28 protein-coding genes, 6 tRNA genes, 1 pseudogene and 1 riboswitch are annotated in these 24781 nt (G+C 47.5%); of the genes and pseudogenes, 19 read left to right on the top strand and 16 right to left on the bottom strand.

All coding sequences use genetic code 11. The annotated features are described in order from the left end of the window. Positions 1–68: 68 nt before the first annotated feature. A complete protein-coding gene (gene cmpA, locus ACDJ59_RS19030) occupies positions 69–212 on the bottom strand; it encodes a cortex morphogenetic protein CmpA (protein ID WP_017690033.1) in 144 nt (47 codons plus the stop codon). Between the two features lie 182 nt (positions 213–394). Beyond that, a complete protein-coding gene (locus tag ACDJ59_RS19025) occupies positions 395–751 on the bottom strand; it encodes a hypothetical protein (protein ID WP_047842018.1) in 357 nt (118 codons plus the stop codon). A gap of 119 nt (positions 752–870) precedes the next feature. Here ACDJ59_RS19025 and ACDJ59_RS19020 point away from each other — a divergent pair, with 119 nt between their 5' ends. From ACDJ59_RS19020 to ACDJ59_RS19010, 3 genes are all read left to right on the top strand, one after another. Then, the gene (locus ACDJ59_RS19020) at positions 871–1332 is read left to right on the top strand and encodes a SprT family protein (protein WP_036669054.1); all 462 of its coding nucleotides are present in this window, start codon (positions 871–873) and stop codon (positions 1330–1332) included. Between the two features lie 93 nt (positions 1333–1425). Beyond that, positions 1426–1501 (top strand) — tRNA-Asn (locus ACDJ59_RS19015). Between the two features lie 6 nt (positions 1502–1507). Continuing rightward, positions 1508–1596: transfer RNA gene (locus ACDJ59_RS19010), tRNA-Ser, on the top strand. A 222-nt stretch (positions 1597–1818) separates the two neighbouring features. On the opposite strand, the gene ACDJ59_RS19005 is transcribed toward ACDJ59_RS19010, so the two are convergent. Next, entirely contained in the window at positions 1819–2517 is a 699-nt protein-coding gene (locus ACDJ59_RS19005) for an ArsR/SmtB family transcription factor (protein ID WP_413404915.1), read from the bottom strand. Positions 2518–2663: 146 nt separating this feature from the next. Here ACDJ59_RS19005 and ACDJ59_RS19000 point away from each other — a divergent pair. Together ACDJ59_RS19000 and ACDJ59_RS18995 are read left to right on the top strand one after the other, a co-directional pair. Next, positions 2664–3284, top strand: a pseudogene (locus ACDJ59_RS19000) (flavin reductase family protein). A gap of 93 nt (positions 3285–3377) precedes the next feature. Beyond that, positions 3378–4049 carry an MgtC/SapB family protein gene (locus ACDJ59_RS18995; protein WP_413404913.1) on the top strand — a complete coding sequence of 224 codons (672 nt, stop codon included), beginning with the start codon at positions 3378–3380 and terminating at the stop codon, positions 4047–4049. Between the two features lie 64 nt (positions 4050–4113). On the opposite strand, the gene ACDJ59_RS18990 is transcribed toward ACDJ59_RS18995, so the two are convergent. Further along, positions 4114–5010: a Cof-type HAD-IIB family hydrolase gene (locus ACDJ59_RS18990; RefSeq protein ID WP_413404911.1), complete on the bottom strand. Its 897-nt coding sequence runs from the start codon at positions 5008–5010 to the stop codon at positions 4114–4116. A gap of 4 nt (positions 5011–5014) precedes the next feature. After that, entirely contained in the window at positions 5015–5791 is a 777-nt protein-coding gene (locus ACDJ59_RS18985; RefSeq protein ID WP_047842021.1) for a DeoR/GlpR family DNA-binding transcription regulator, read from the bottom strand. A gap of 306 nt (positions 5792–6097) precedes the next feature. Here ACDJ59_RS18985 and ACDJ59_RS18980 point away from each other — a divergent pair. The 4 genes from ACDJ59_RS18980 to ACDJ59_RS18965 all read left to right on the top strand — a co-directional run bounded on the left by ACDJ59_RS18980 (position 6098) and on the right by ACDJ59_RS18965 (position 7034). Then, positions 6098–6169, top strand: a tRNA-Glu gene (locus tag ACDJ59_RS18980). Between the two features lie 106 nt (positions 6170–6275). Then, positions 6276–6351 (top strand) — tRNA-Lys (locus tag ACDJ59_RS18975). A gap of 17 nt (positions 6352–6368) precedes the next feature. Beyond that, positions 6369–6451 (top strand) — tRNA-Leu (locus ACDJ59_RS18970). A 169-nt stretch (positions 6452–6620) separates the two neighbouring features. Continuing rightward, complete coding sequence (locus ACDJ59_RS18965; protein WP_413404909.1) at positions 6621–7034, top strand: helix-turn-helix domain-containing protein; 414 nt, start codon at positions 6621–6623, stop codon at positions 7032–7034. Positions 7035–7154: 120 nt separating this feature from the next. On the opposite strand, the gene ACDJ59_RS18960 is transcribed toward ACDJ59_RS18965, so the two are convergent. The 6 genes from ACDJ59_RS18960 to ACDJ59_RS18935 are packed head-to-tail and all read right to left on the bottom strand — an operon-like array spanning position 7155 to position 11939. Next, complete coding sequence (locus ACDJ59_RS18960; RefSeq protein ID WP_413404907.1) at positions 7155–8057, bottom strand: urease accessory protein UreD; 903 nt, start codon at positions 8055–8057, stop codon at positions 7155–7157. Further along, positions 8032–8751, bottom strand: a complete 720-nt coding sequence (gene ureG / locus ACDJ59_RS18955; protein ID WP_017690021.1) for an urease accessory protein UreG — start codon at positions 8749–8751, stop codon at positions 8032–8034. The genes ACDJ59_RS18960 and ureG overlap by 26 nt, the downstream gene beginning before the upstream one ends. Positions 8752–8784: 33 nt before the next feature. After that, the gene (locus ACDJ59_RS18950) at positions 8785–9480 is read right to left on the bottom strand and encodes an urease accessory protein UreF (RefSeq protein ID WP_413404905.1); all 696 of its coding nucleotides are present in this window, start codon (positions 9478–9480) and stop codon (positions 8785–8787) included. 34 nt (positions 9481–9514) lie between these two features. Then, the gene (gene ureC, locus ACDJ59_RS18945) at positions 9515–11233 is read right to left on the bottom strand and encodes an urease subunit alpha (RefSeq protein ID WP_017690019.1); all 1719 of its coding nucleotides are present in this window, start codon (positions 11231–11233) and stop codon (positions 9515–9517) included. After that, on the bottom strand, positions 11230–11619 hold the full coding sequence (locus ACDJ59_RS18940; RefSeq protein ID WP_047842024.1) for an urease subunit beta: 390 nt from the start codon (positions 11617–11619) through the stop codon (positions 11230–11232). Before ACDJ59_RS18940 ends, ureC begins: the two co-directional genes overlap by 4 nt. A 17-nt stretch (positions 11620–11636) precedes the next feature. Next, positions 11637–11939 carry an urease subunit gamma gene (locus ACDJ59_RS18935; protein WP_076209470.1) on the bottom strand — a complete coding sequence of 101 codons (303 nt, stop codon included), beginning with the start codon at positions 11937–11939 and terminating at the stop codon, positions 11637–11639. A 261-nt stretch (positions 11940–12200) separates the two neighbouring features. On the opposite strand from ACDJ59_RS18935, the gene urtA reads away from it, so the two are divergent. The 5 genes from urtA (at position 12201) to urtE (ending at position 17098) form a co-directional block, all read left to right on the top strand. Then, a complete protein-coding gene (urtA, locus tag ACDJ59_RS18930) occupies positions 12201–13451 on the top strand; it encodes an urea ABC transporter substrate-binding protein (protein WP_413404902.1) in 1251 nt (416 codons plus the stop codon). A 183-nt stretch (positions 13452–13634) separates the two neighbouring features. Beyond that, positions 13635–14540, top strand: a complete 906-nt coding sequence (urtB, locus tag ACDJ59_RS18925) for an urea ABC transporter permease subunit UrtB (protein WP_036610830.1) — start codon at positions 13635–13637, stop codon at positions 14538–14540. A 21-nt stretch (positions 14541–14561) separates the two neighbouring features. Then, positions 14562–15653: an urea ABC transporter permease subunit UrtC gene (gene urtC / locus ACDJ59_RS18920; RefSeq protein WP_222215985.1), complete on the top strand. Its 1092-nt coding sequence runs from the start codon at positions 14562–14564 to the stop codon at positions 15651–15653. Beyond that, entirely contained in the window at positions 15616–16425 is an 810-nt protein-coding gene (urtD, locus tag ACDJ59_RS18915; RefSeq protein WP_413404899.1) for an urea ABC transporter ATP-binding protein UrtD, read from the top strand. The genes urtC and urtD overlap by 38 nt, the downstream gene beginning before the upstream one ends. After that, positions 16403–17098 (top strand): urea ABC transporter ATP-binding subunit UrtE, encoded by a 696-nt coding sequence (gene urtE, locus ACDJ59_RS18910; RefSeq protein WP_413404897.1) that lies wholly within the window; start codon positions 16403–16405, stop codon positions 17096–17098. Before urtD ends, urtE begins: the two co-directional genes overlap by 23 nt. Before the next feature lie 28 nt (positions 17099–17126). Here the strand turns inward: urtE and ACDJ59_RS18905 are convergent, their stop codons facing one another. From ACDJ59_RS18905 to ACDJ59_RS18895, 3 genes are all read right to left on the bottom strand, one after another. Further along, positions 17127–17762 carry a hypothetical protein gene (locus ACDJ59_RS18905; RefSeq protein ID WP_413404895.1) on the bottom strand — a complete coding sequence of 212 codons (636 nt, stop codon included), beginning with the start codon at positions 17760–17762 and terminating at the stop codon, positions 17127–17129. 27 nt (positions 17763–17789) lie between these two features. Further along, a complete protein-coding gene (locus ACDJ59_RS18900) occupies positions 17790–17993 on the bottom strand; it encodes a hypothetical protein (protein WP_017690011.1) in 204 nt (67 codons plus the stop codon). A gap of 265 nt (positions 17994–18258) precedes the next feature. Next, positions 18259–18960, bottom strand: coding sequence for an urease accessory protein UreF (locus ACDJ59_RS18895; RefSeq protein ID WP_413404893.1), 702 nt, complete (start codon positions 18958–18960; stop codon positions 18259–18261). A 444-nt stretch (positions 18961–19404) separates the two neighbouring features. On the opposite strand from ACDJ59_RS18895, the gene ACDJ59_RS18890 reads away from it, so the two are divergent. Continuing rightward, positions 19405–19487: transfer RNA gene (locus tag ACDJ59_RS18890), tRNA-Leu, on the top strand. Between the two features lie 146 nt (positions 19488–19633). Here ACDJ59_RS18890 and ACDJ59_RS18885 read toward each other — a convergent pair. Continuing rightward, on the bottom strand, positions 19634–20113 hold the full coding sequence (locus ACDJ59_RS18885) for a glutathione peroxidase (protein WP_036610823.1): 480 nt from the start codon (positions 20111–20113) through the stop codon (positions 19634–19636). Positions 20114–20484: 371 nt separating this feature from the next. Then, positions 20485–20660, top strand: a riboswitch (cyclic di-AMP (ydaO/yuaA leader). Between the two features lie 115 nt (positions 20661–20775). Between ACDJ59_RS18885 and ACDJ59_RS18880 the strand changes: the two genes are divergently transcribed. Both ACDJ59_RS18880 and ACDJ59_RS18875 read left to right on the top strand, forming a co-directional pair. Continuing rightward, positions 20776–21174, top strand: a complete 399-nt coding sequence (locus ACDJ59_RS18880) for a hypothetical protein (protein ID WP_235193755.1) — start codon at positions 20776–20778, stop codon at positions 21172–21174. 127 nt (positions 21175–21301) lie between these two features. Continuing rightward, positions 21302–21985, top strand: coding sequence for an HAD family hydrolase (locus ACDJ59_RS18875; RefSeq protein ID WP_413404891.1), 684 nt, complete (start codon positions 21302–21304; stop codon positions 21983–21985). A gap of 143 nt (positions 21986–22128) precedes the next feature. Here the strand turns inward: ACDJ59_RS18875 and ACDJ59_RS18870 are convergent, their stop codons facing one another. Further along, positions 22129–23424 (bottom strand): Nramp family divalent metal transporter, encoded by a 1296-nt coding sequence (locus ACDJ59_RS18870; protein WP_215076599.1) that lies wholly within the window; start codon positions 23422–23424, stop codon positions 22129–22131. A gap of 400 nt (positions 23425–23824) precedes the next feature. Here ACDJ59_RS18870 and ACDJ59_RS18865 point away from each other — a divergent pair, with 400 nt between their 5' ends. Continuing rightward, positions 23825–24244 (top strand): organic hydroperoxide resistance protein, encoded by a 420-nt coding sequence (locus ACDJ59_RS18865; RefSeq protein ID WP_036610819.1) that lies wholly within the window; start codon positions 23825–23827, stop codon positions 24242–24244. Positions 24245–24454: 210 nt separating this feature from the next. Further along, positions 24455–24700: a zinc ribbon domain-containing protein gene (locus tag ACDJ59_RS18860; RefSeq protein ID WP_036610816.1), complete on the top strand. Its 246-nt coding sequence runs from the start codon at positions 24455–24457 to the stop codon at positions 24698–24700. Positions 24701–24781: the final 81 nt, after the last annotated feature.

Below are 24781 nucleotides of genomic sequence, written 5' to 3'. Positions count from 1 at the left end.
ATTTTCTTAAAGTGCGTGTTCAAAAGGCCATCTTTCGTAATCCAAAGCAGACTTTTATGAACAACCTCTTAAAGTTCGTTCTCCGCGCTGCGTGGTGTGCCATTTGCTGGTTTGTTACGATAAAAGAACCAGCATTCGTTCAGCAACTTGATTTGCCGGCTGTCCTTTTTGTGAAATGCACGCATCAGTTGATTGCAAAGCCATTGAGGCAAGGGTATCTCCTCCTCTTGCATAATTCATCTGTACGTTAGCATATGTGGCAATAGCCTGGACTGTGCGGGATAAGTGGAGGCCTCCGGCAAATCAATCTGGTTCACTCAAAAAAAAGCACAAATCCCAATTCAGGGAGATGTGCTTTTCGTTCTCATCATTATAAAATGATACCAGCGGTGAATTAGAGAGCTTCCATCTCTTCTTCATACCATTGTTCCAATTGGGCCTGAAGAGCCCGGATTTCGGTAAGCAGAGAAATCAAAGGATAATGGCTTTCACGTAATACTGCAAAAGATTCTTCAAGCGCATTGATATAATCAAGGCCGCCGATGATAGTAAGATTTTCGTTTAGGAGATCGAGGCTGTCACATTCGGCGATCGCCCAAGGCAGGACAGGGACATCTGCTGCAGTGAGTTTATCAATTTCCTTGTGCAGGCGCAGGTTGAGCGCACTGAGTTGATAGGCGTAATCTGCGGGCATTTCCACGAACTGCAAGTGTTGTTCCTGCTGCAGGATGACATAGCGCATTGTAGGCATAACGAGTAATAATCTCCCCTCATACATTCTACTTGACAGTGTAGCCTACGAAACGGTTAAAATTCAAGTATTATACCGGAAAAACAAATGCTCCGAGGGGGTGCAAGGAGAGGATATCGATGGAAAATGAGGAATTGCAACAATGGATTGAACAGGTATCACTGGATCATTTCGGAGTGCCGTTCACCCATGAAGCGTTGTTTAACAGTCGCCTGACCACGACGGGGGGGCGTTATATGCTGAAAAGTCACCGGATTGAGATCAATCCGCATCAACTCGAAGCCTATGGGCGAGATGAGGTTGAGAAAATCATCAAGCATGAGCTGTGTCACTATCATCTGCATATTCGTGGGCGCGGCTATCAGCATCGTGATCCGGAATTCAAGGCTTTATTGCAGAAGGTTGGCGGCTCGCGTTACTGCCAATCACTTCCTGACGGCAAAGGCAGAAAGCCGCTGCCATATCGTTATAAGCTGGTGTGCAAGAGCTGTGGTACGGAATATTTGCGCAAGCGGAAAATAGATCCGAAGCGTTACCGTTGTGGCCGTTGCGCGGGAAAGCTGGGGCTTCAGAATATCTGATGTGCGTATCGTTCAATGTATTAAAGAAAGTGATGGAAGGGATGTTGACTTGGATTATTAATCATGATAGATTAATCTTATTCAAGTTAATTTTCCCTGATAGCTCAGTTGGTAGAGCACTCGACTGTTAATCGAGTTGTCACAGGTTCGAGCCCTGTTCGGGGAGCCATTTCTTGGAGAGATACCCAAGTGGCTATAAGGGGACCCTCTGCTAAGGGGTTAGACTGCGTAAGCGGTGCGAGGGTTCGAATCCCTCTCTCTCCGTTCTGAATTAAACTTCTCTGCAAAGGGATGAGAACCCTAAAGGTTCGTCGGAGCATAAGCTTCGTTAGCAATACTTCGTAGTCTCGAACGAAGTGAGAGTACCCCTCTTTCTCCGTTCTGATTGCACAAAAAATCCTCTTCACATTAGACCGGTTAACGGTCAGTGTGAAGGGGATTTTTTGCGTTTACTGATCTTTGCTTATCCCTGGTGTACGCTTCAGCCTAAAGTGAAATGCTCAACATCTCGTATAAACCTTTCTTGCCTGCTTCCGTTACTTCGACAGAGCGACTTCCTGTTTTTTGACGAATCCAGTCCAGTTCCGCTAACCGATGTCTGAGTTGTTCCCCAAGCATACCTGAGAGATGATGACGGCGTTCGCTCCAGTCCAGACATTTGCGAGCGATGGCCCGGCGTGATCCTGGCTTCACCTGAAGTTCAATTCCAAACGTAGTGAACCACTGTATTCCTTTCTCTGTAACTTGATAATCTTTGCTGTGTGCCTCTTCGGGCTCTGAAAGATACCCCTTCTGTACTAAGGCTTCACAGAGCGAGATTCCCAATTTCCCGGCCAGATGACCATAACAGGTCCGTGCATGACTCAGTTGTTGAAGCTGATCGGATTGTTTGAGAGAGCGGATCTGTACAGGCGGAGCAATACTGGCCATGCTTTCAATCAGATTAGCAATTTCTTTGTTTGCAAGACGGTAGTAGCGGTGGCGCCCTTGTTGTTCAACTTCGAGTAATCCTCCCTCTACGAGTTTAGCTAGATGGCTGCTTGCCGTCTGGGGAGTGACACTTGCCATATGAGCAAGCTCTCCTGCAGGCAACGCACGGCCATCCAGTAAGGATGACAGAAAAATAGCGCGGCTTGGATCAGCGATTAACGACGCAATAACAGTAATATTCGGATATACATTCATACTTCGATCATATCTGAACTATTACTGTATTACAATCGAGTTGTATCGTCCCATATGGGTCAGATTGAGCTTATAAAGCATTGGAATGGGAACAGGAGAGGTACAGGGTGAAAAAGATAACGAAACAGGACTTTGCTACAGAGCAGTTGTCCGCGAGTCCAGCAGGGATTCAACATGAGACGATTAATCCCAGTATTTTATATTATGGTACGCCTGTAGTGCTGCTAAGCACATTAAATGAGGATGGATCAACCAACCTGTCACCATTATCCTCGTCTTGGGCACTGGGGGATTGTCTGGTTCTCGGTCTAGGGACATAGGGCAAAGCCTATGAAAATCTGAGTCGACACCCGGAGTGTGTAATTAATCTGCCGGACGCGACCATGTGGAAACAGGTTGAGGCATTGGGTCGTTATACGGGAGTCACACCGGTTCCTGAGGAGAAAAGGAAGATGGGCTATGAATATTGTCCTAATAAATTCACTGTAGCTGGACTGACATCTGAATGCTCGGTTCAGGTGGCTCCAGATAAAATAGTTGAATGTCCGCTCCAGATTGAAGCGGCAGTACAATACATACGTATTCCCGAACATACACCGTTCATGGCGATTGTTGAAGTGAAAACGTTGAAGGTGCACGCGCACACAAGACTAATATCTGGACCGAACAAAATTAATCCAGAGGAATGGCATCCGCTGATATATAATTTCAGACATTATTTCGGATTGGGCAAGAGACAAGGGGAAAATTTCCGGGCAGAGAATTGACCTGAGTAGAAGTTCTTTATTAGTCATGTAAAGATTGGGTAATAGTAAAGATAGACTAATGTAAGCATATACATAATAAAAGAGGTGATGTGCATGGAAGTGGAATATTTGATGCGTGTACTCATAGCTGGAATATGTGGTGTGCTAATCGGATATGAGCGCAAGAATCGAATGAAAGAAGCGGGAATCCGTACTCATTTTGTGGTCGCCGTTGGTGCTGCCCTGATGATGATTGTATCGAAATACGGATTCCAGGATCAGGCTGGCTGGGACAATCTGTCCCTGGACCCTTCAAGGATCGCTGCACAAGTTGTTAGTGGTGTGGGGTTCATTGGAGCGGGCATGATCTTCACACAGCGTCACACGGTCAGGGGATTAACCACAGCAGCTGGCATATGGGCTACGGCAGGCATGGGACTTGCTGTGGGTTCAGGTCTGTATTGGACGGGTGCAGGCGTGACGCTGCTTATTGTTGTGGCACAGATGTTACTGCATAGACCCACACGCTGGCTGGTATCCGCCCGAACAGAGACGTTAACCATCCATCTGCAAAATGAGGGAGAGGCCCTGAAGACTGTTTTGGCACTGCTGGGGCAGGAGAAGATATCAGTCATCGGATTTAAGACAGAACAGCAAACAAGCACAGACTCCATGGAAGAGACTGTGCTTGAGTTCACGTTGCAGCTGCCGGGTTCATACCGGGGCGAGCAACTGATTATTTTGTTACAGGATGTGCCTCACGTTCGATCTGCTGAGTTAAAATGAAGAGAACCTGCATGGATCAACAGGTGACCATGCAGGTTCAGTGCTTAATTCAGTATGGGTTCAATTACTGACCTTCTCCGACAATCGTTTCTGGACGGGACACCGGTTTACCTTCAAGCAGGCACTCAATGGCATGGGCAACACCGTGCTCCACATTGGTCAGCGTTATGGCTTTGGCTAATGCCTGGATTTCGGGTTCGCCATTACCCATGGCGATGCCGAGTCCTGCCATTTTTAACATGGAGACATCGTTGAAGTTATCACCGATCGCTACTGTATCTTCCATGGAGATGTTCAGGTGAGCCGCCAGTTTGGTGAGGGCATTACCTTTGGATACGTCCGGGTGCTGCATTTCGAAGTTATGCTCAAAGGATACAACCATGGCGACATCGGATCGGGAAGCGAAGTATTCTCGTCCTGTCTTTACTTTGTCCGGATTCATGGAGAAGGCCATAATGTTATAGATGTAGACTTCTGCCGGAATTTCGAGATGGCTGTTTACGCGGTGGTAGTCTTTTTTGTCATAGTGTTTCTTGATGGAGCGAATCATGCGTGCAATGTCCTCACCAGGGTTCGAACCAAGAACACGTTCCATCTCGGCGAGCAAGGTCTCATGACTGCTACGCGGGGCATAGATGCCTTGTTGTGTTGAAGCCTCATAATAGACATCATGATCTTCCAGCCACTGCATGACGGAAGCTGCTGTGTCACGCTCGAGCGGAAGATGGAATAAACGTTCACCGTCTGCATCATGAATTGTCGCTCCGTTGGAGCCGATAATCGGGGTTTGGATTCCGCCTTCGCGGCTGATGGTCACAACATCGGAATAGACACGTCCTGTTGCAATGGTAACCTTCATTCCGGATTGCTGTGCCTTTTGGATGGCTGCGGCGTTCTCCAGGCTAATCTGGCTATCTATGTTCAACAAAGTTCCATCTAAATCTGTGGCAAATAATTTCATATATTTACAACTCCTTATCATCTGTAGGTTCAGGAATGAGAATCTCAACCTGTTGTTCGGCTAGAAATACAAGCCATTCTTTGGTTGGCCATTGATCCGTAATCAATACATCCACCAATGACCAGTCGGCAAAACGATAACCATAACGTCTATCAAACTTGGATTGATCTGCAAGAACAACAACTTTCTTGGCAGCTTTCATCATTTGGTGTTTAATTTTCCCTTCCTCTTCGGAAGCACTGAAGCCATCCATGGTGATTCCGCCAATTCCGATAAAGGCTTTATCTACATAATAGTGGGAGAGGGTCTCGATAACAGAAGTACCGTAGACATAACGTTGTTCCTTATCTACTTTGCCTCCGAGCAAACGAATCTGGACAGCAGTGTGATTGGAGAGAAGATCAGCGGAATGAATCGAATTAGTAATGACGGTACAGGATTTGCCGTTTAAGTTCTCGGCACAGGCCTGCACAGTCGTAGAAGAGTCCAGAATAATGATCTCGCCTTCCCTTACAATGGCCGCAGCGAGTTTGCCGATGGCTCTCTTTTCCTCAGATACATCGAGTAAACGGTCTTTGTAGGATCTGAATTCTTGCGGAGGAGGGGGGAGAATCGCGCCGCCACGTGTTCGGATAATGGCATCCTGTTCCTCAAGCTTAATCAGATCCCTGCGTGCAGTATCCCGTGATACATCAAACAAGGCGACAATATCATCGGCAGAGATGCGATTGTGTTTGCGTAGATGTTCAACAATGAGCTGCATTCGTTCTTCTTGAAACAAACATGTCACCTCCGAGTGTATGGATGACCGTACTTATACTGATACTTTAATTATAAGTATTCTTAATGCGCTTTGCAATATTTTAAGTGAACATAAGTTTTTGTAAGTGTTTTGATGAATGATTTACATTGTTCCTGCACAGGGATGACATTGGCATGAACGGGAGGTGGCGAATAACGGGGCTCTGAAGGGCAGTATACAATGGACAAAAAGGCTTGAAAAATAAATTTCAAAAAAAGTATTGCAAGTTCAAATTGTCCTGTGGTATACTCATTCTTGTCGCCAAGAAAGACAACTTGTTATTAAGGCCCGTTGGTCAAGGGGTTAAGACACCTCCCTTTCACGGAGGTAACAGGGGTTCGAATCCCCTACGGGTCATATCTTCACCACTTCATGAGATCTACATTTTCGATGAGTAATCCTCAAAGTCATTGCTCTTATAGACAAGAATGAAGCATGGCACATCCGGTGGAGTTTACAGCAAGAGCCATTAGCTCAGTTGGTAGAGCACCTGACTTTTAATCAGGGTGTCGAAGGTTCGAGCCCTTCATGGCTCACCATTTTTACAATTGAATATGCGGTCGTGGTGGAATGGCAGACACGCTATCTTGAGGGGGTAGTGGGTGTATACCCGTGGAGGTTCGAGTCCTCTCGACCGCATCACAGCAACAACATAAGATAGACTTCTATGATCATTCATGGGAGTCTATCTTTGTGTTATACGATATACCTCATCCTGTTCCAGGCATATAAAGGCTGAGCATTCAGGAATAATGTGGTATAATTCAAGCAGATGAGTTGATTATTACGGTTGGAAGGCGGTTCTTGTATGCAGTCGATCTATGAGCGAATTGAACACCTGATTGCCGAACGAGGAATGACCAAGAAGGCTTTCTGCCAACAGCTGAAGATTAGCACAGGCAATCTGGGTGATTGGAAACGTGGCAAGTCTATTCCGAGTACGAATAAATTAATTGAGATTGCTTCGTTTTTTGATGTGAGCCTCGACTGGCTCATGATTGGACGTCCATCGAAGGAAGCGATGGTTCGGGAAAAACGGGAGGATTATTTTTTTGACGTTTTGCGGCAATTGAATTGCCAAGAAAGTGAATTATCGACTGTGGAACAGTCTTTTATCAGCGAATATATTGAGTTCACCCGTTACCGCAAATCCAAGGAAAGCAAGGATGCAGGCGACTATCGCTATCAACCTGAGAACAAATCAGAGAACGATTCTGAGTAAAACGAAGCGTAAGTGATATGAGCAGCATCCATAGACTGAATGTACAAAAACCTCTGGACTATTCCGAACACACTCGGAGACAGTTCAGAGGTTTTTTGGTGTTAACTATGCTTTATGTCTTTATTTACGAAAGACAAGAGTTTCTTTGCCCAGCAGATGGGGGCGGAGTGTGTTCCAGATCTGAAGACATTGCTCCTGAAGTTCCCAGGCTGCCATGCCGAGGAGTCGAACACCGATTCCACCTGATGCCAGCAAACTTGCACCTGCGAGCATTCGTCCATCTGGTGGCAGCGCGGATCTGACTTGCTCCAACTCTACAGTACCAAGCCCCGGGGCAACCATCCATAACGCAGCAGTATGTGTGTAGTGAAGGAGAGACGCTGAGTGTCTGGGGTCATCGGTATCCGGTTCGAGTCCGAATCGATCCCAGACAGCCAGTTGCTCACCTTGCCATATCTCCGTCAAGCTGCGGTAACGCTCGAATTGGAACGCTTCTCGCCGATGAATCCGTCCGGCAGACCAGATATCTGCATAGGCCAGGATTGCCTGTTCTTCCAGCTCGAAGGTTACAGCGAGCGAAGAAGAACTACCCTTGAAGGGAATGACGCATTCAGGGAAGTATTCCAGCGTGGCCCCTTTTCCCAACCGAAAGTGATGATTAACGGATGAAGGAATGGAAGGTGTGGGATGGAGTCTGGTAGCAGATGTGCTGCTCAGCATAACATGGGTGCCTTCACCTAATTCCCACTCGGAATGATAAAGATCCCCGTTAAGGACTCCGGGAGAGACGTCTGACGTGTACACACATAATTCGGTTCCGCCTCCGGGAGGTCGAAAGGATCGGCTAAACCGGAGAGGCGCGGTGTAATAACGATCGGTCATGACAGTCCGGTCGCCTTGAAAGGCAAAGGTGGCCCGAAGCTCGCTGCGGCGTGTGACGGACGCACCTGCACTTTCATTCCGATTCACCTCTGTCCCCGTGGGGTCAGAAGATGAATTAATGCGAGTGAGTGCCATGTTCATGGCTGTGTGAATGCAGATGTGCAGCGGAAGCATCGTCATCCATATATTGATGTTCAAGCCAGTGGACAATCTCGGATACACCTTCACCGCTCATTAGATTAGACATGACATAAGGGCGGCCTTCGCGTACCCGTTCGGTATCATTTTTCATAACTTCCAGGCTTGCACCAACGTAAGGGGCGAGGTCGGTTTTGTTGATTAACAGCAGATCTGAACGCGTGATGCCGGGACCGCCTTTGCGGGGGAGTTTCTCTCCTTGAGCAACGTCGATAATGTAGATGAACACATCAGCCAGTTCCGGACTGAATGCAGCAGAGAGATTGTCGCCGCCGCTCTCGATGAAGATCAGTTGCAGATCCGGGAAGCGTTCAATCAACTCGTCAACTGCTTCGAAATTCATGGAGGCATCCTCACGAATAGCCGTGTGCGGGCATCCACCTGTCTCTACGCCGATAATACGCTCTGGTGCCAGTGCATTCTGACGCAGCAAAATCTCGGCATCTTCCTTGGTATAAATGTCATTCGTGATGACAGCAAGGCTGTAACGTGTACGCAGTGCCTTGGACAGCTTCTCCACAAGGGCTGTTTTACCTGAACCTACCGGTCCACCAATTCCAATTCGCATCGGACGACTCCGATCAAATGCCTTACGTTCCCACTCCGGATGATGCGTATGATTAGCTCCTCCACACATAACAATTCCTCCTAAGTTAGATAAAAGTTGTAGTTAAGACATAAACAGTCGCGCGGGTAAGGTCTCATGCCGCATGGCGTAGATTTCCTGGGCAATTCCGAAGCTGTGCATATCTTCTGGGTCATTGTCTCGAATGAGAGCCCATTCCGCTTCGATATCATCAAGCAGTTTCTGAATCAACATCTGCGCTTCCGTTTGTCCAATTGGCAGCAGGCGAAGTGCGCTGTTCACATAAGCGTTCACTGAGGTATACAGATGCCCGGTAACGGCTTCATCCAATTCAATCTCCAATTGATAGTTGATATAACCGTGAATGGTCGTGATGCCACAATACGCGCCGTATTCCCGTATAGCCTCATCGATCAGGGAAAAGTCCATCCATGGATAGAGTGAGCGGGCCAGCTTGAGCAGTCGCTTTCCCATTTTGTGGCCGCTTTCCCTGAGTTCACGAGGGGAGCGCTGGGCGTGGACACGTTTGTCATACAGGGCAAGTAGAGCGGCATCTTGCTGTTTTATCGCCTGATAGACGCCTTTGATGGCAAGACCATCTAGTCGTACAAGACTGGAGTGAAGCTGGCTGCGAATAAACTGTTCAAGCTGCGCGGTATTCCGCACGGTGCCATCATGTGTGTAAGCTTCCAGACCGAAGGAATGGGAGAAACCACCGATGGGCAGGGCTGAATCCAGCAGCTGAACGTAACGGAGTAGCTGTGTGCCACTATTCATCATGAGTGCCCTCCTTATCAGCTAATCCGTATTCCTATCAAAACATAAAGTACCGCTGTGCCATAGGCAGCTCGTCTGCGGGTTCACAGGTGAGAAGCTCGCCGTCGGCGCGTACCTCATAGGTTTCGGGATCAACTTCAATAACGGGGGTGACGTCGTTATGAATCATATCTTTTTTGCTGACCGAGCGACAGCCTTTAACGGGTTCAACCCGTTTCTTCAGACCCAATGACTCTTTGATCCCCGCATCTGCTGCGGCTTGGGAGACAAAGGTGATCGATCCGCTGGCAATGGCACTACCATAGGCTCCAAACATCGGTCTGCCAAATACGGGCTGAGGTGTCGGGATGGACGCATTGGGATCACCCATCTGGGCAAATGTAATCATGCCACCCTTGATGACAATCTCGGGTTTTACACCGAAATAGGCCGGTTTCCATATGATCAGATCTGCCAGCTTGCCAACTTCCACCGAACCGACGAGATGACCGATTCCGTGTGCGATAGCTGGATTGATGGTGTACTTGGCGACATATCGCTTGATCCGATCGTTATCGGAGGGAGAATTCGGGTTGAGCTCAAGTTTGCCGCGCTGTTTTTTCATTTTGTCGGCTGTCTGCCAGGTACGGATAATGACTTCACCCACTCGGCCCATAGCTTGTGAATCGGAACTGATGATGCTGAACACGCCGAGATCATGCAAAATGTCTTCGGCTGCGATGGTTTCGGGGCGAATCCGCGAATCCGCAAAAGCTACATCTTCCGGGATGGAAGGGTCCAGATGGTGACACACCATCAACATATCAAGGTGCTCTTCTACGGTGTTGCGTGTGTACGGTCGTGTTGGATTGGTTGATGAGGGGATAACGTAGGACTCCCCAGCGGCCCGGATAATATCCGGTGCGTGTCCGCCACCAGCGCCTTCCGTATGGTACGTGTGGATCGTCCGGCCGTTGATTGCAGCCAAGGTGTTTTCGAGAAATCCGGTTTCGTTCAGGGTATCGGTATGGATAGCCACTTGAACATCATGTTCCCCGGCAGCAGTCAGGCAGGCATCAATAGCGCTCGGGGTAGTGCCCCAATCCTCATGCAACTTCAGGCCGATTACGCCCGCTTCAATCTGTTCGATTAAAGGTGCGGTGCTGGAACTGTTGCCTTTGCCAAGGTAACCGATGTTCATGGGAAAAGCCTCTGCCGATTCTAACATCCGGTGGATGTGCCAGGCTCCTGGTGTGCAGGTGGTGGCTTTGGTTCCTGTTGCTGGTCCTGTTCCGCCACCGATCATGGTCGTGACCCCGGAGGATAACGCAGTCTGAATCTGCTGTGGGCAGATGAAATGAATATGGGTATCAATGCCGCCAGCGGTTACAATCATGCCTTCACCGGCGATGATTTCGGTGGAAGCACCGATGACCAGTGCGGGATGAACACCATCCATTGTATCCGGGTTACCGGATTTGCCAATGGCGCAGATGTGACCGTCCCGAATGCCGATATCCGCTTTTACAATGCCCCAATGATCGATAATGATAGCGTTGGTGATGACAGTATCAGGGGTGCCGTCGCTTCGCAGAGCAGTAGTAGACTGGCCCATCCCGTCGCGGATGACCTTGCCGCCCCCGAACTTGCTCTCATCACCGTAGACGGCATAATCATGTTCAATCTCTGCCCATAGTTCGGTATCCGCAAGTCTTACGGCATCACCGGTTGTCGGTCCAAACATCGACGCGTATTGTTCGCGGCTCATTCGTTTCATGAAGGTTCACCTCCATCTTGTATGGGAGGAGAGAACGTCTTCAGGAATGCCTCCAGTTTCAGTGGATCAGGAGCTTGATCCGCAGAGCCTTCGGTTAATCCGTTGAACCCGTGAATCTGGCGTTTGCCGCCAAAGGTCGTGAGTTCAACAGGTTTCTCTTCACCGGGTTCGAAGCGGACTGCGGTGCCTGCCGGAATGTGCAGGCGATGTCCAAAAGCTGACGTGCGATCAAAGTCCAGTGCTGCATTAACTTCATAGAAGTGAACGTGAGAGCCGACTTGGACGGGGCGGTCGCCGCGGTTAAGGACAAGGAGTCGTAGGGTTAAACGATCCGGATGACAGATGATGTCGTCATCTGGCTTCAAACGGTATTCACCAGGAATCATGGTTTCTCCTGCCTTTCTCAGCGTATAGGTTCATGTACGGTAACCAGTTTTGTACCGTCAGGAAATGTGGCTTCTACCTGTACTTCAGGAATCATATCGGGAACACCATCCATACAGTCTTCGCGTGTCAGGATGGTGCCTCCGTATCTCATTAATTCGGCAACACTCATTCCATCCCGTGCTCGTTCCATCAGTTCGGAGGTCAACAAGGCGATGGCTTCGGGAACATTCAACTTGAGTCCGCGTGCTCTTCGTTCACGGGCAAGGTTAGCGGCCACGGTAATCAGGAGTTTTTCTTTTTCCTGCTCAGTCCAGTGCAAGGCAATCCGACCTTTCGCTTATAGTGTCTGATATGTTCATGGATCATGTTATATGTTAAATATACTCACACAGGGTGAATCCTTTGTCAATAAGCTTCAAGGCATATTAGCAGTATGCATGAAACGAGTAGGCATGAAATAAAATTATGTAAGCTATATTGACATGAAGAGTGTGACCCTCCATAATTTGGATCAACGAACATTTCGGACGCAAATGACCTTAATGTTCGTCAATAGACTAAAAAAAGGGAGTGTAGGCTATTGAAGAAGAGGTCGGTCAAGTTATGGAGTATTTTGCTCGGTGCGGTCATTGTGATGACAGGATGTGTGGAGGGCGCTGCGCCGCCTGAAGCCTCGGGTTCAGGTGGTACAGGAGAGCCGGCTACATCCGGTGAACCGATTAAAGTTGGCATTCTTCACTCTCTCAGCGGAACGATGGCGATCAGTGAGGTATCTGTTAAAGATGCGGAGATGCTTGCCATTGAAGAGATCAACGCCGCGGGCGGAGTTTTGGGTAAACAGATCGAACCTGTAATTGAGGATGGCGCTTCGGATTGGCCTACTTTTGCGGAGAAGGCTGGGAAGTTACTGCAACAGGATAAGGTCGCTGCTGTATTTGGTGGATGGACCTCTGCAAGTCGGAAGGCTATGCTCCCGGTGTTTGAACAGAACAAAGGTCTGTTGTTTTACCCGGTGCAATATGAGGGATTGGAATCGTCGCCAAATATTTTTTATACAGGAGCAACAACCAATCAGCAGATCGTTCCATCCGTAACCTGGTTACTGGAGAACAGGGGCAAGACGTTTTATCTGCTCGGTTCAGATTATGTATTCCCAAAAACGGCCAATCAGGTCATTAAGGCACAACTCGCAGCAGAAGGTGGCGAAGTAGTGGGTGAAGAATACACACCGCTGGGTCATACCGATTACAGTACCATCATTAGCAAAATCAAAGCTGCCAAGCCGGATATTGTATACAATACCCTGAACGGAGATAGCAATGTGGCCTTCTTCAAACAATTGAAGGATGCCGGAATCTCCTCGGATCAGATGACGACCCTCTCGGTAAGTGTGGCGGAGGAAGAAATCCGTGGTATTGGCGCAGATGTATTGAAGGGACATCTGGCTTCGTGGAATTATTATCAGACAACGGATACACCTGAAAATGCAACATTTGTTGCCAAGTATAAAGAAAAATACGGTGCTGATCGAGTGACAGCTGATCCGATTGAAGCGGGATATGTGGCGGTTTATCTCTGGAAGGCGGCGGTGGAAAAAGCAGGATCAACCGACGTGGAGAAGGTAAAGGCAGCTGCCAAGGGTCTGGAGTTTGATGCCCCGGAAGGTAAGGTAACCGTGGATGGAGAGAATCAGCATATCTACAAAACCGTACGGATCGGTGAGGTTCAGGAGGATGGGCAATTCAAGGAATTGTGGAATTCTGGTGAGCCTGTCAAGCCGGACCCTTATCTGAAAACGTATGAATGGGGAGCTTCCCTCAGCGCTAAATAACATAGAAACCTCGCAATAAAACAGGCAACTCGCTTCAAAGCAGCCGAAACATAAACGAGGGTGTGACAACACATCCTCTCACCGCATTGCGGTAAAGCGTTACTGTGATGTGAAAAAATGTTACTGTCGCTAATTGAAGTCATGTGAAATATCGAGAGTCACGGTATGGAGGAGGGGATAGCGATGGATATGTTTATCCTGCAGATGTTCAATGGTCTGAGTATCAGTTCAATTCTGTTGTTGATTGCATTGGGGCTTGCAGTAACGTTTGGGCTGATGAATGTCATCAATATGGCTCACGGTGAACTGATCATGATTGGTGCATATGCAACGTATGTAACACAAAATCTGTTCATGTCCTATGCTCCAGCGGCGTGGTTTGGTGCCTACTTTGTTGTGGCTCTACCGATTGCGTTCATTGTAGCTGCTCTGATTGGCTGGTTGCTTGAAGTGGTGTTGATCAGGCATCTATATGGCAGGCCGCTGGACAGTCTGCTTGCGACATGGGGTGTAGGCATGATGCTGCAACAACTGGCCCGTACAATATTCGGAGCACCCAATGTGGGAGTATCCAGTCCGGCTTGGCTCAATGGGGGATTGGCGATCTCGGATGGCATTGTATTTCCGTATAAACGAATTTTCATTATCGCACTGGTTGCGGTTGTGCTGCTGTGTATGTATCTCTATATCTATCGAACATCTTCCGGAAGACGAATGAGGGCTGTAATGCAAAATCGGAGCATGGCGGGGTGTCTTGGGATTTCCACCCGGCGGGTGGATGGCATGACCTTTGCGATTGGTTCAGGCATTGCCGGAATTGCTGGCTGTGCATTAACGCTCATTGGTCCGATTGGTCCTTCGCTTGGTACGTATTATATTGTGGATGCGTTCATGGTGGTTGTCTTGGGTGGCGTAGGAAAATTGGTTGGAACCGTGTGCGGTGCATTGGGAATCGGCATGTTCAACACGTTGTTCGAAACCTATACATCGGCTTCCATTGGCAAGGTGCTCGTGTTCGTATGTATCGTTGCTTTTCTGCAATGGAAACCACGCGGCTTGGTCGCGATGCGCACACGGAGTCTCGATTAACGTGAAAAAGGGGGTTAGTTCATGTCCGCTTTACTCAAGACTGGCAGTCTGAAAATGAGGATTATCTGGGCGGTTGTGCTCATCATGATGTGTCTTGCTCCACTAATCTCCACGGAGTTTCGTCTGAGTCTGTTAGCCAAGTTTTTGGCGTTGGCGATCCTGGCCATTGGTCTCGATCTGATCTGGGGTTATGGGGGTGTGTTGAGTCTTGGGCATGGGGTGTTCTTTGGTCTGGGTGGGTACGCGATGGCGATGTATCTGAAGCTTCAGGCCAGTGGAGCAACACTTCCTGACTTCATGGGATGGAGTGGCCTCAGTGGTCTGCCATGGTTCTGGGAACCATTTCGCTCTTTCCCGGTGGCGCTGTTATTGGGGATAGCCCTTCCGGCATTGCTTGCCTTTGCCCTGGGGTGGTTTACGTTCCGTAACCGGATCACCGGTGTTTATTTTACCATCCTGACTCAAGCCTTGGTTCTCATTACGGTAACACTCTTTGTTGGTAAACAGGAATGGACGGGTGGGACAAATGGCATCACCGGATATAATTCGATCTTTGGTTTTACACTTCATTCCGCTGGAACGACGATTGCTCTCTACTATATAACGCTTGCTGTTCTGGTGATCGCTTATGTGCTCTGTCGTCGAATGGTGAACAGTCGGTTCGGCCAAGTGCTCGAAGCTGCGCGTGATGGAGAGAATCGGGTGCGATTCCTCGGATATGATCCGGCAGGCTATAAAACGCTGGCTTTTGCTTTTTCCGGTGCGCTTGCAGGCATCGCGGGCATGTTGTTTGTACTTCAGGTGGGTATTATCTCGCCATCGATGATGGGGATTGTACCCTCCATTGAGATGGTCCTGTGGGTTGCATTGGGTGGTCGCGGTACGCTTATTGGAGCGGTCATCGGAGCGGTGGTGCTGAATGCAGCCAAAACAGGCATAAGTGAGGCTTACCCTGAAGGGTGGCTGTTTGTCATTGGTGGGCTCTTTGTAACGGTAGTTTTGTTCATGCCAAACGGTATTGTAGGTGTATATCGTCATGTCGTTCGCTTGCTGAAGCGGAGAGGAGAGAGTGCGCATGTCCAAGTCACTCGGGAAAAACCTAAAGTCTACTGAGGAATCAGCGGTGTTGTTAGCCGAGGATATTACGGTGGCTTTTGGTGGGTTCGTTGCTGTCAAAGGCATGAATCTGAAGCTGCATGAACATGACCTGCATTTTTTAATCGGACCCAATGGTGCAGGGAAAACAACGATGCTGGATGTGATATGCGGCAAAACAAAACCCATGTCCGGCTCGGTGAAGATGGCGGATGGAACGGAATTAACACGACTGAAGGAGCACCAGATTGTTCGCAAAGGTGTAGGACGCAAATTCCAGGCGCCATCGATCTTTGCAGGTCTGACGGTACAGGAGAATCTGACACTGGCGGCGGAGACTCGCCGTTCCCCTTTGCAAGCCATCGGTATTCGTCGATATGGGAAAATGAGTGTTGCCATGGAGCATGTTACCCTTCAGATTGGTCTGCAAGACCGCGTTGATGCTCGTGCAGGAGCGTTATCGCATGGGGAGAAGCAGTGGCTGGAGATCGGCATGCTGCTTCTGCAGGAGCCACGGGTATTGTTGCTGGACGAACCAGCCGCAGGCATGACGGATGAAGAAACACACAAGACCGGGCGACTTCTGCAAGAGATTGCGCGTGAGCGCTCGGTTGTGGTGGTGGAGCATGATATGGAGTTTGTGCGAGAGTTCGCAGCCAAGGTAACGGTGATGCATGAAGGAAAATTGCTGAAAGAAGGTACAATGGCGGAGGTACAGGCAGATCCGAAAGTGGCCGAAGTGTATCTGGGCAAAAGGAGGGATGACCATGCTGTCGCTGCAACGAATTGAATCCGGCTACGGGGAAAGCAATGTGCTTCGTAGTGTGAACCTGGATGTACAGCCTGGGCAGGTGGTGTGTCTGATGGGCCGTAACGGTGTAGGGAAAACAACGTTGATGAAAACATTAATGGGGTTGCTCAAAACACGCAAGGGCAGTATTCAGTGGCAAAATCAGGAGTTATCCACCTTGGATACAGCCAAGCGGGCAAGGGCAGGGATTGGTTATGTACCGCAGGGGCGGGAGATTTTCCCGCAGCTTACGGTGAAAGAAAATTTATTGCTCGGTCTGGAGACAAGTGCGCCGGGAGTAAAAACGTTCCCGGAGGATGTACTGGCGATGTTTCCAGTGCTTGCTAAGATGTATGGACGGCAGGGCGGGGATCTGAGTGGTGGACAGCAGCAACAGTTGGCATTCGCCAGGGCATTGGCTTCGCGTCCGGGGTTGTTGCTACTTGATGAGCCGACAGAAGGCATCCAGCCTTCTATCGTGGAGGACATTCGGCAGGTTATTTTGCAGCTCAAGGCAAAGGGGAACCTCTCGGTTCTGCTGGTAGAGCAGAGTATTGATTTTGTACGAAGTGCCGCAGATTACATCTATATCATGGACAAAGGAACCATAACCCTGCATGGGACACCGCAAGAACTGGATATGTCACAGTTTGAACATCATCTCTCCGTATAGTTGTAGTTAGTCGGCGAGTGGAGAGGTTTCAGGAACGCTTGTCCAGGATATTCGAGTATTTCGGATATAACCGCCGGATGCATTCCGGACAGATATCATGGGTGAATTCGGCGTGGGTATGCTTCTCCAGGTAACTCTCAACGGAGTTCCAGTGTTCCTCTTCGTCCTTGATTTGTTTGCAGACGGCGCAAATAGGCAGCAGTCCGCGCAATGTGCGCACTTCAGACAATGCCTTCTTCAATTGGAGTTCTGTCTTTCTTTGTTCGGTAATATCCATGTGTGCAATTAAAGCGAGATCGGTATCCAGAATTGAATTTGCATAAGATAGAGGGGTGAGTTCTACACGAAACCACCTCTTTTCGTTGTATACAGTATACACACAGATGTCATATGTATGATTTCGATTAAAGGGTATTCCGCGTTCTTTCAAATTCTGTGCGACAAGTGCCATGTTAGCGTTCTTGCCTCGTTTTGCCCAGGCTTCCGTCAGGTGCAGGTAATGTCTATGACTACTGTGTATATCCGGGTTTGGTGAGCATTGACCGAGTCCCTGTTGCCAGGCACGGTTACAACTTTGGATAATCCAATTGTCATCAACGATGATGAGCTGGTGACGTATGGACTGGAACGACAGCCTCTCCAGATCGGATGTAACATGTCTCATGGATGAGACCCTCCTTTGGCAGAAATCTTATCTCAGTTCATCTGGAATATCCAAAATATCAGCGACCAGGTGCCTGAATCGGGTTGCTTTGCGTGTGCCGTGAATAAGATTGGATAAACGATAGGGTGGGATGCCATGCTGTTCACAAAAGGTCTTCTGGTCCACTTGAAGTTCGGTTAGCCGTCGTTTGATGGCCCATCCGAACGGAGTAACTGGTTTTTTCTTGTTCAAAAGGGTTCACCCCTGGTTAGAATATAGTATTCAGCCGCCCTTTCTTCATGTAGAATATATAGAAATGCGAGCTGTATGTTTCATTATATACGTAAATTCGTCATCTAACAATTAAAAAAGACGGAAAAAAGTGTATTTTGTGATGATAAATGGCGTAAATACGTAAATAAAACAAATAAAATGACAAAAAACACGTCGGCAAGGAGGTTGCCGCGTGTTTTTAGTTTGTCTGAATGAAGGGGAGTAGGTATGAGGAGGAAGAGGATTAGGCCCTGTAGGCATGAAGTCCAGCTCCAAGCATATGGAAACTGGGGAAAAACGATTTCATGGACATCGAGGTTGGCTGTGCCAGTCCATCCGCAGCCGAGGCGCTGACGGTCTTCCATTCATTCTCCAGATCTGTGGCCAGGCGGACCATCAGATCCTTGGTTGTATCGTTGTTCAGGGGAATGACTTTGGAGGCTTCGGTTATGCAGGCATTCATGGCTGAATGCAGGTAACCAAGGACCGCCTCTTCGACCGGGATGTCGAGGTGGTGGTTAATCCAGGCATGAACAGTGGAGAGGCAGCCAACCGAATCGTATTTGGCAAAAATCTGTTCGAGCTGGCTGAATTCAATCCAGGGGTGCAGAGCGCGTGCGAGTCTGATCAATCGTTTACCCATGGCGGCAGCTTGTTCTCTGAGATCTCCAGGGGTTCGCTGAACATGGACGAGCTTGTCGATCAGAGCTATCCGCCATGTATCCTTGTGATCTGCTGCGGTATAGATGCCTTTGATGGCCATACCTTCAAGACGAACGATGCTGGGATGCAACTGACAACGCATGAATGATTCGAGATCTTCAGCATTACGAATGGTACCCTCCCTGATATGGATATCCATGCCGAAGGAATGGGTGAACCCTCCAACATGAATAGAGGAATCAAGCAGTTTGACATAATCGAGCAGCTTATTCCCACGGTTCACAATCATTCGCCTCCTGTGTTCGTTAAATGTCACTTTAAGTTACATTTATATTCCTTTATGTTTGCATTATGTTTAAAAATCCGAATTATATGATAGTTATCATCCCATAAATGTCCGCTTTTTGTCAATAGTATCCGTGAAATTTAATGGATTAAATCTGGAATTTAATATTTGTGTTATTTTATATAACTTATTGTGTTATCTATGTGGCGAAGTGCAGGGAGGACTATATATAAGGAAGGACTATATATAAATGAATCAACAAGATCGGCTCTTACCGAAAAAGAGGGGATCAAATCTAATAATATGCAGTTCATGGGTAAAGATGACGAGATTATGCGATTTTTGATGAAAATGCCTAGCTGAAAAAGAAGTATTAAATAATACTTTACTTTTAGTTCTGAACCCGGTATAATCAATTCTGTTGCCGATTATTTACGACATGCGGTCGTGGTGGAATGGCAGACACGCTATCTTGAGGGGGTAGTGGGCGTATGCCCGTGGAGGTTCGAGTCCTCTCGACCGCATCATATGAACGATTAAAAAGAAGCTTTCCGTTATTGGAAAGCTTCTTTTTTTGTCTTTTTCGAACAATATGACATCTGGGTTGAAAAAAGGCCATCCATTACCGGGGTAATGGTGCTCTACCTTCCGGCTACGGGTGGCCAATGTATTATTTTTGCAGCAAGTTCTTGATATCTTCTTCAATCTTGTCCGGTGTTGTTTTGGGAGCATAACGTTTAATGACCTGTCCGTTCTGATCCACGAGGAATTTGGTGAAATTCCATTTGATTGCTTTGGAGCCGAGCAGGCCAGGAGCTTCTGTGCTAAGGTGTTGGAAAAGAGGGTGAGCGCTTGAGCCGTTCACATCAATTTTCTCAAACATGGGGAAGCTCACGCCATAATTCATCTGACAAAACTCGGCAATATCGTCGGAAGATCCTTTTTCCTGTGCAAACTGGTTGCTTGGGAAACCAAGAACTTCAAATGGAGCATCTTGAAACTTGTCTTGCAGTTCTTGCAGACCTTTGAATTGAGGGGTAAGTCCGCATGAGCTTGCCGTATTCACAATCAGGAGCACTTTGTCACGGTAGTCGGACATTTCAACTTCTTGACCGCGAAGAGTATTCACTTTGTAATCGTAGACTGTCATCTAAATCGCCTCCATTTATTTACTCTTATATCTTCTATTATATTGGTTGCAATTTAATATTGCAAAACTAATATGGTGTTAAAAGAATCAAAACAGGCAAGTTGTGCTGAATACGTGAATGAATTGCGAAGTGATTTTCGTCAGAGTGAGAATTAGATAGCCTTGAAGAGATGGATAGAGTATGACCTTGTTGTAAGCGTTATTATGAATGAGTATTGGCAAAAATCTGCCGATTCGGTGATCTGTAAGGACTTTACACCGTCATGGCGGGGGTGTATGATTCATAACGTAATTTCAATTTAAACTAAATTGTACTTGAAAAACGAAACAAACGATAATATCGCTCAATCTTACCTTAAGATATACGAACGATGTTTTAATCGCTGAGTTTCCATTCATTGATGAATGGGAAACGGGGGAACCAACGGAATGCGCTGTCCAGGACAGTGGGCATTCATGGGGTGAATTTTCCGGTGACAGCCGGAAATAGGGCGACTCTCGCGCCCGAATCCGTCAGCTAACCTCGTAAGCGTTAAAGGGAGAGGCAACAAGCCGTACGCTGGTTCATGGTGTTTTCGCCATGGGTTATTTAAGAAGCGTTCGGGAGGCCTTGGTCCCCCACGCTTCTTTTTTGTTGTCTTTTCACGCCAAGGGAGGAACGAATGATGGATACTGAGATGATCTTAGTGACTGCTCCAAATGAAGCAGGACGCAAATTTATCAAATTGCTGATGTACAAAAAAATGCCGTTTGCCGTTCTAACCAACAGTGCAGGGGAAGAGCGCAGACTCCGTAGAATCGGAGTAGAACATGTTATTCGCATGAATACGGCTGCAGCTCAAAAATGGTTTTTGCCGCAGGGCAGCGTAGGCAACGTGTTTATTTTCGAGAACAGCCTGAATCTGACCTGTCGTTATTTACAGATCTGCCGTTCATGGACATCGAAATCCCTGTGCGTCATTACGGAGCAGAGTCATCCTAAGGGCATCTATCGGGGCATGGGCGCAGACCGGATTGTATATTCGCTCAATGGGGAAGTTGGCTTTCTCCTCAATGGTTAATGCCATAGCTTGTGATTGCTCAGGTGTAAGGTGCCTGTTATAATTGAATGTATCGATAAACGGAAGTTTGAGGAGACTCATGCAGGATGGTGAGTCTTCTTTTTTATGCTTACAAGGAGGAATTGGCGTGCCGGATGTAGGTGGATTGAAATGGTTGTTTTTTGATGTTGGAGATACGCTGGTGGATGAATGGGAGCCAGTTGATGATATTATCGGACAGTTCGTCCGCGAAGCTTGTGCTTTGGGGTATCCGGTGACAATTGAGGCGGTACGCGAACTGTTCGCGAGCTGTTACCGAAAATATGAGCAATGGCCTATGAGAGTGGCTATTCGCACATTCATTGGAGACGAGAAGCACCAGAAACAGATTCAGGACAAGCTGAAATTTCAAAAAGATCTTGAACGTCCTTTTCCTTCAGCGGATTCTGTTCTTCAGCAGTTGTCACGGCATTATCGCATTGGCATTATTGCCAATCAGAGTCCTGGAACGGAAGAGAGACTGGAGAGCTACGGCTTGCGGAAGTATGTTGATGTTCTGGCATGTTCGGCTGAAGAAGGAGTGTCCAAGCCAGACCCTGAGCTATACGCTGTGGCCTTGAAACAGGCCGGCTGTGAACCGGAGGAAGCCGTCATGGTCGGGGATCGGATTGATAACGATATCATTCCAGCTCGGAAGCTGGGTATGCGTACGATTCGAATTATGCAGGGTTACGGAAGATTCCAGCCAGAACTATCGGATGACAAACGTGCGGATTGGACTGTTGATTCATTGGATCAGCTCCTGCCGTTACTGATACCATATCAGGATTAGATTCAGATGAATTGTTTATTGGAGTGTGAGTTTTACCATAAAAGGAAACATGTTGCTGTATTGCAACAATAAAGGCTGATCAACTTGGGTATTGCATACCGGAGTTGATCAGCCTTTTTAGTATTGAGTCGATTAGAAAGAGATTAGAACAAGCGGATCGTCTGAATGATCAGATATACATTTAGCATAACGATAACAGCTGTAATGACCCATGAGATGATTTTGAGCCACAATTTGTTGGCGAATGCACCCATGCTTTTTTTATCACTCGTGAACATCACCAAAGGGATTACAGCAAAAGGTAATTGAAGAGACAGCACGACCTGGCTCAAAATGAGCAGTTCTTCTGTGCCATGTTCTCCTGCAATGGCTGTCACAATTACCGCCGGGATGATGGCGATCAGACGTGTGACCAGTCTGCGCAGCCAAGCGGGAATTCGAATGTTCAGGAAACCTTCCATAACGATCTGCCCAGCGAGTGTACCTGTAAGGGTGGAATTCTGACCTGATGCTAACAGCGCCACACCGAACAGAATACTTGCAACCGTAGTACCCAATAGAGGTGTCAGCAGATGATAGGCATCTGCGATCTCGGCAACCTGCGTCATACCAGCACTGTGGAATACAGCAGCAGATACAATCAGGATGGCCGCATTGATGAACAGGGCCAGCGTCAACGCGATTGTAGAATCCATGGTCGAGTACCGAATGGCTTCTTTTTTGCCCTGTGGTGTCTGTTCGATCTGTCGGGTCTGCACAATGGAAGAATGCAGGTACAGATTATGCGGCATCACGGTTGCTCCAATAATACCAATAGCGATATAGAGCATGGCCGGGTTTTGCAGAATCTCAACATTTGGTACAAAACCATGGAGAACACCGCCCATATCCGGTTTCGCCAGAAACAGGTCAATACCGAAGCAGAGGGCTATGGTTGCCATCAGCACAATGACGAGAGTTTCCAGAGCGCGGAAGCCTTTGTTTTGCAGTACAAGAATCAGGAGTACATCAACTGCGGTGATGATAACGCCGTATAACATGGGGATGTTAAATAACAGCTTTAACGCGATGGCAGAACCTATGACCTCAGCCAGGTCGGTAGCTGCAATGGCGAGTTCACACAGAATCCATAACATCATGACAACAGGCATGCTGAATCGTTCACGACAGGCTTGAGCCAGATCCCGTCCAGTGACGATGCCGAGCTTGCCAGCCAGCGACTGAAGGACAACGGCCATCAGGTTCGATAACAGGATAACGGATAACAAGGTATACCCGAACTGCGAGCCGCCTGCGATATCTGTTGCCCAGTTCCCGGGGTCCATGTAACCTACGGCAACAAGGTATCCTGGGCCTACAAAGGCGAGGAATTTCTTCCACCATGCAGCATTCTGCGGAACTTTCATGGAACTATGTGCTTCTCCAAGGGAAGGGGCCATGCCCACAGTAGATAATGATTCTCTTGAAGGAGCGTTGAATGGATTTTTTTTACTCATACGATAATCACCTGACTTTGAATTATTGATTTTGAGATATTGATGCGGGACAAACCGCTCATGATATATCTAAATTTTTATGTTTATTGTTACATTGTACTCCTTCAATAATTTTTGTCTAGTGCAACTTTTATGTATTAACACAAAATTTTCGGTTCTAATTTGAAGATGCCCCTTCGTATATTACCCAACCTTAGGGAAAATACAGCCATAGCATTGAAATGCATGAAAATAATAAAGTTGTAAAAGCTGATAAAGATATAAAATTGCGTTTCAAAATGAGCCAGAAGTTTAAATTGAAAGGAAGGCAGTAAAAACTATATGGATAAGGGAGAGATTCTTAATGGAAGCTTTATATACAGCAGTAGCGACAGTTAAAGGTGGACGTACAGGTTCGGTGACTTCTTCGGATGGCGTGCTTAAACATGATCTGAAAATGCCAAAAGAGCTTGGAGGTTCCGGTGGTGAAGGTACTAACCCTGAGCAGCTTTTTGCCGCTGGATATGGAGCATGTTATGAAAGTGCCCTTGCCAATGTAGCACGCAAAGCAGGTGTGAAATTGGAGGATGTGGTCGTTACAAGTAACGTATCCATTGGTAAAGACCCTGCGGATGACGGTTTCCAGCTGTCTGTTCGTCTGGATGTTAGCATGCCTGGTGTAGATCACAGTCAAGCAGAGGAACTGGCCCGCAAGGCGCATGATTTCTGTCCATATTCCAAAGCAACACGCGGCAACATCGATGTTGTATTAAACGTAGTTTAAGATTTGACTCCTGGTAAGTAAAGGGAACATATAGAGCAGGTTATCCCAGATACCTGATATTCGACTACAAAGCCCTGCTGGCAATCGGCAGGGTTTTGTGTTGATTATCATATAAGGACATGATGCAGGAGATTAGATGCCAGATCGCGTACTATTTTACATAATTGCACTCTCACTTCATGCTACACATTCCATAAAGGGGGAACGAAGATGAGTATTGAAGAGATGATCGAGCGGCGATTTGTGTGTACAAAATGCAGAGGCACGGATTGTAACATTAAGGAAGTTTCCATGTCAGGAGCAGGCCTAAGCAAGATGTTTGATATACAGCATAATCACTACTTGTTCGTGGCTTGTGCTTCCTGCGGGTATGTTGAAGTATTTGATCCGGATGTCTTGAAAGGGAAAAAACAGGGGCAGGTAGGGACTATTTTGGATATTCTGTTTGGCGGGTAGACATGCGCGAGTTGACATTGATCTGAATTTTCTTTAATATAACTTAGTACTGAGTAGTGTCATTGCATGAACCAAATTTGA

This window comes from Paenibacillus amylolyticus (assembly GCF_047302515.1).
In the GTDB taxonomy this organism is placed as follows: domain Bacteria; phylum Bacillota; class Bacilli; order Paenibacillales; family Paenibacillaceae; genus Paenibacillus; species Paenibacillus amylolyticus_G.
This window is presented reverse-complemented; position numbering and strand designations above follow the sequence as displayed.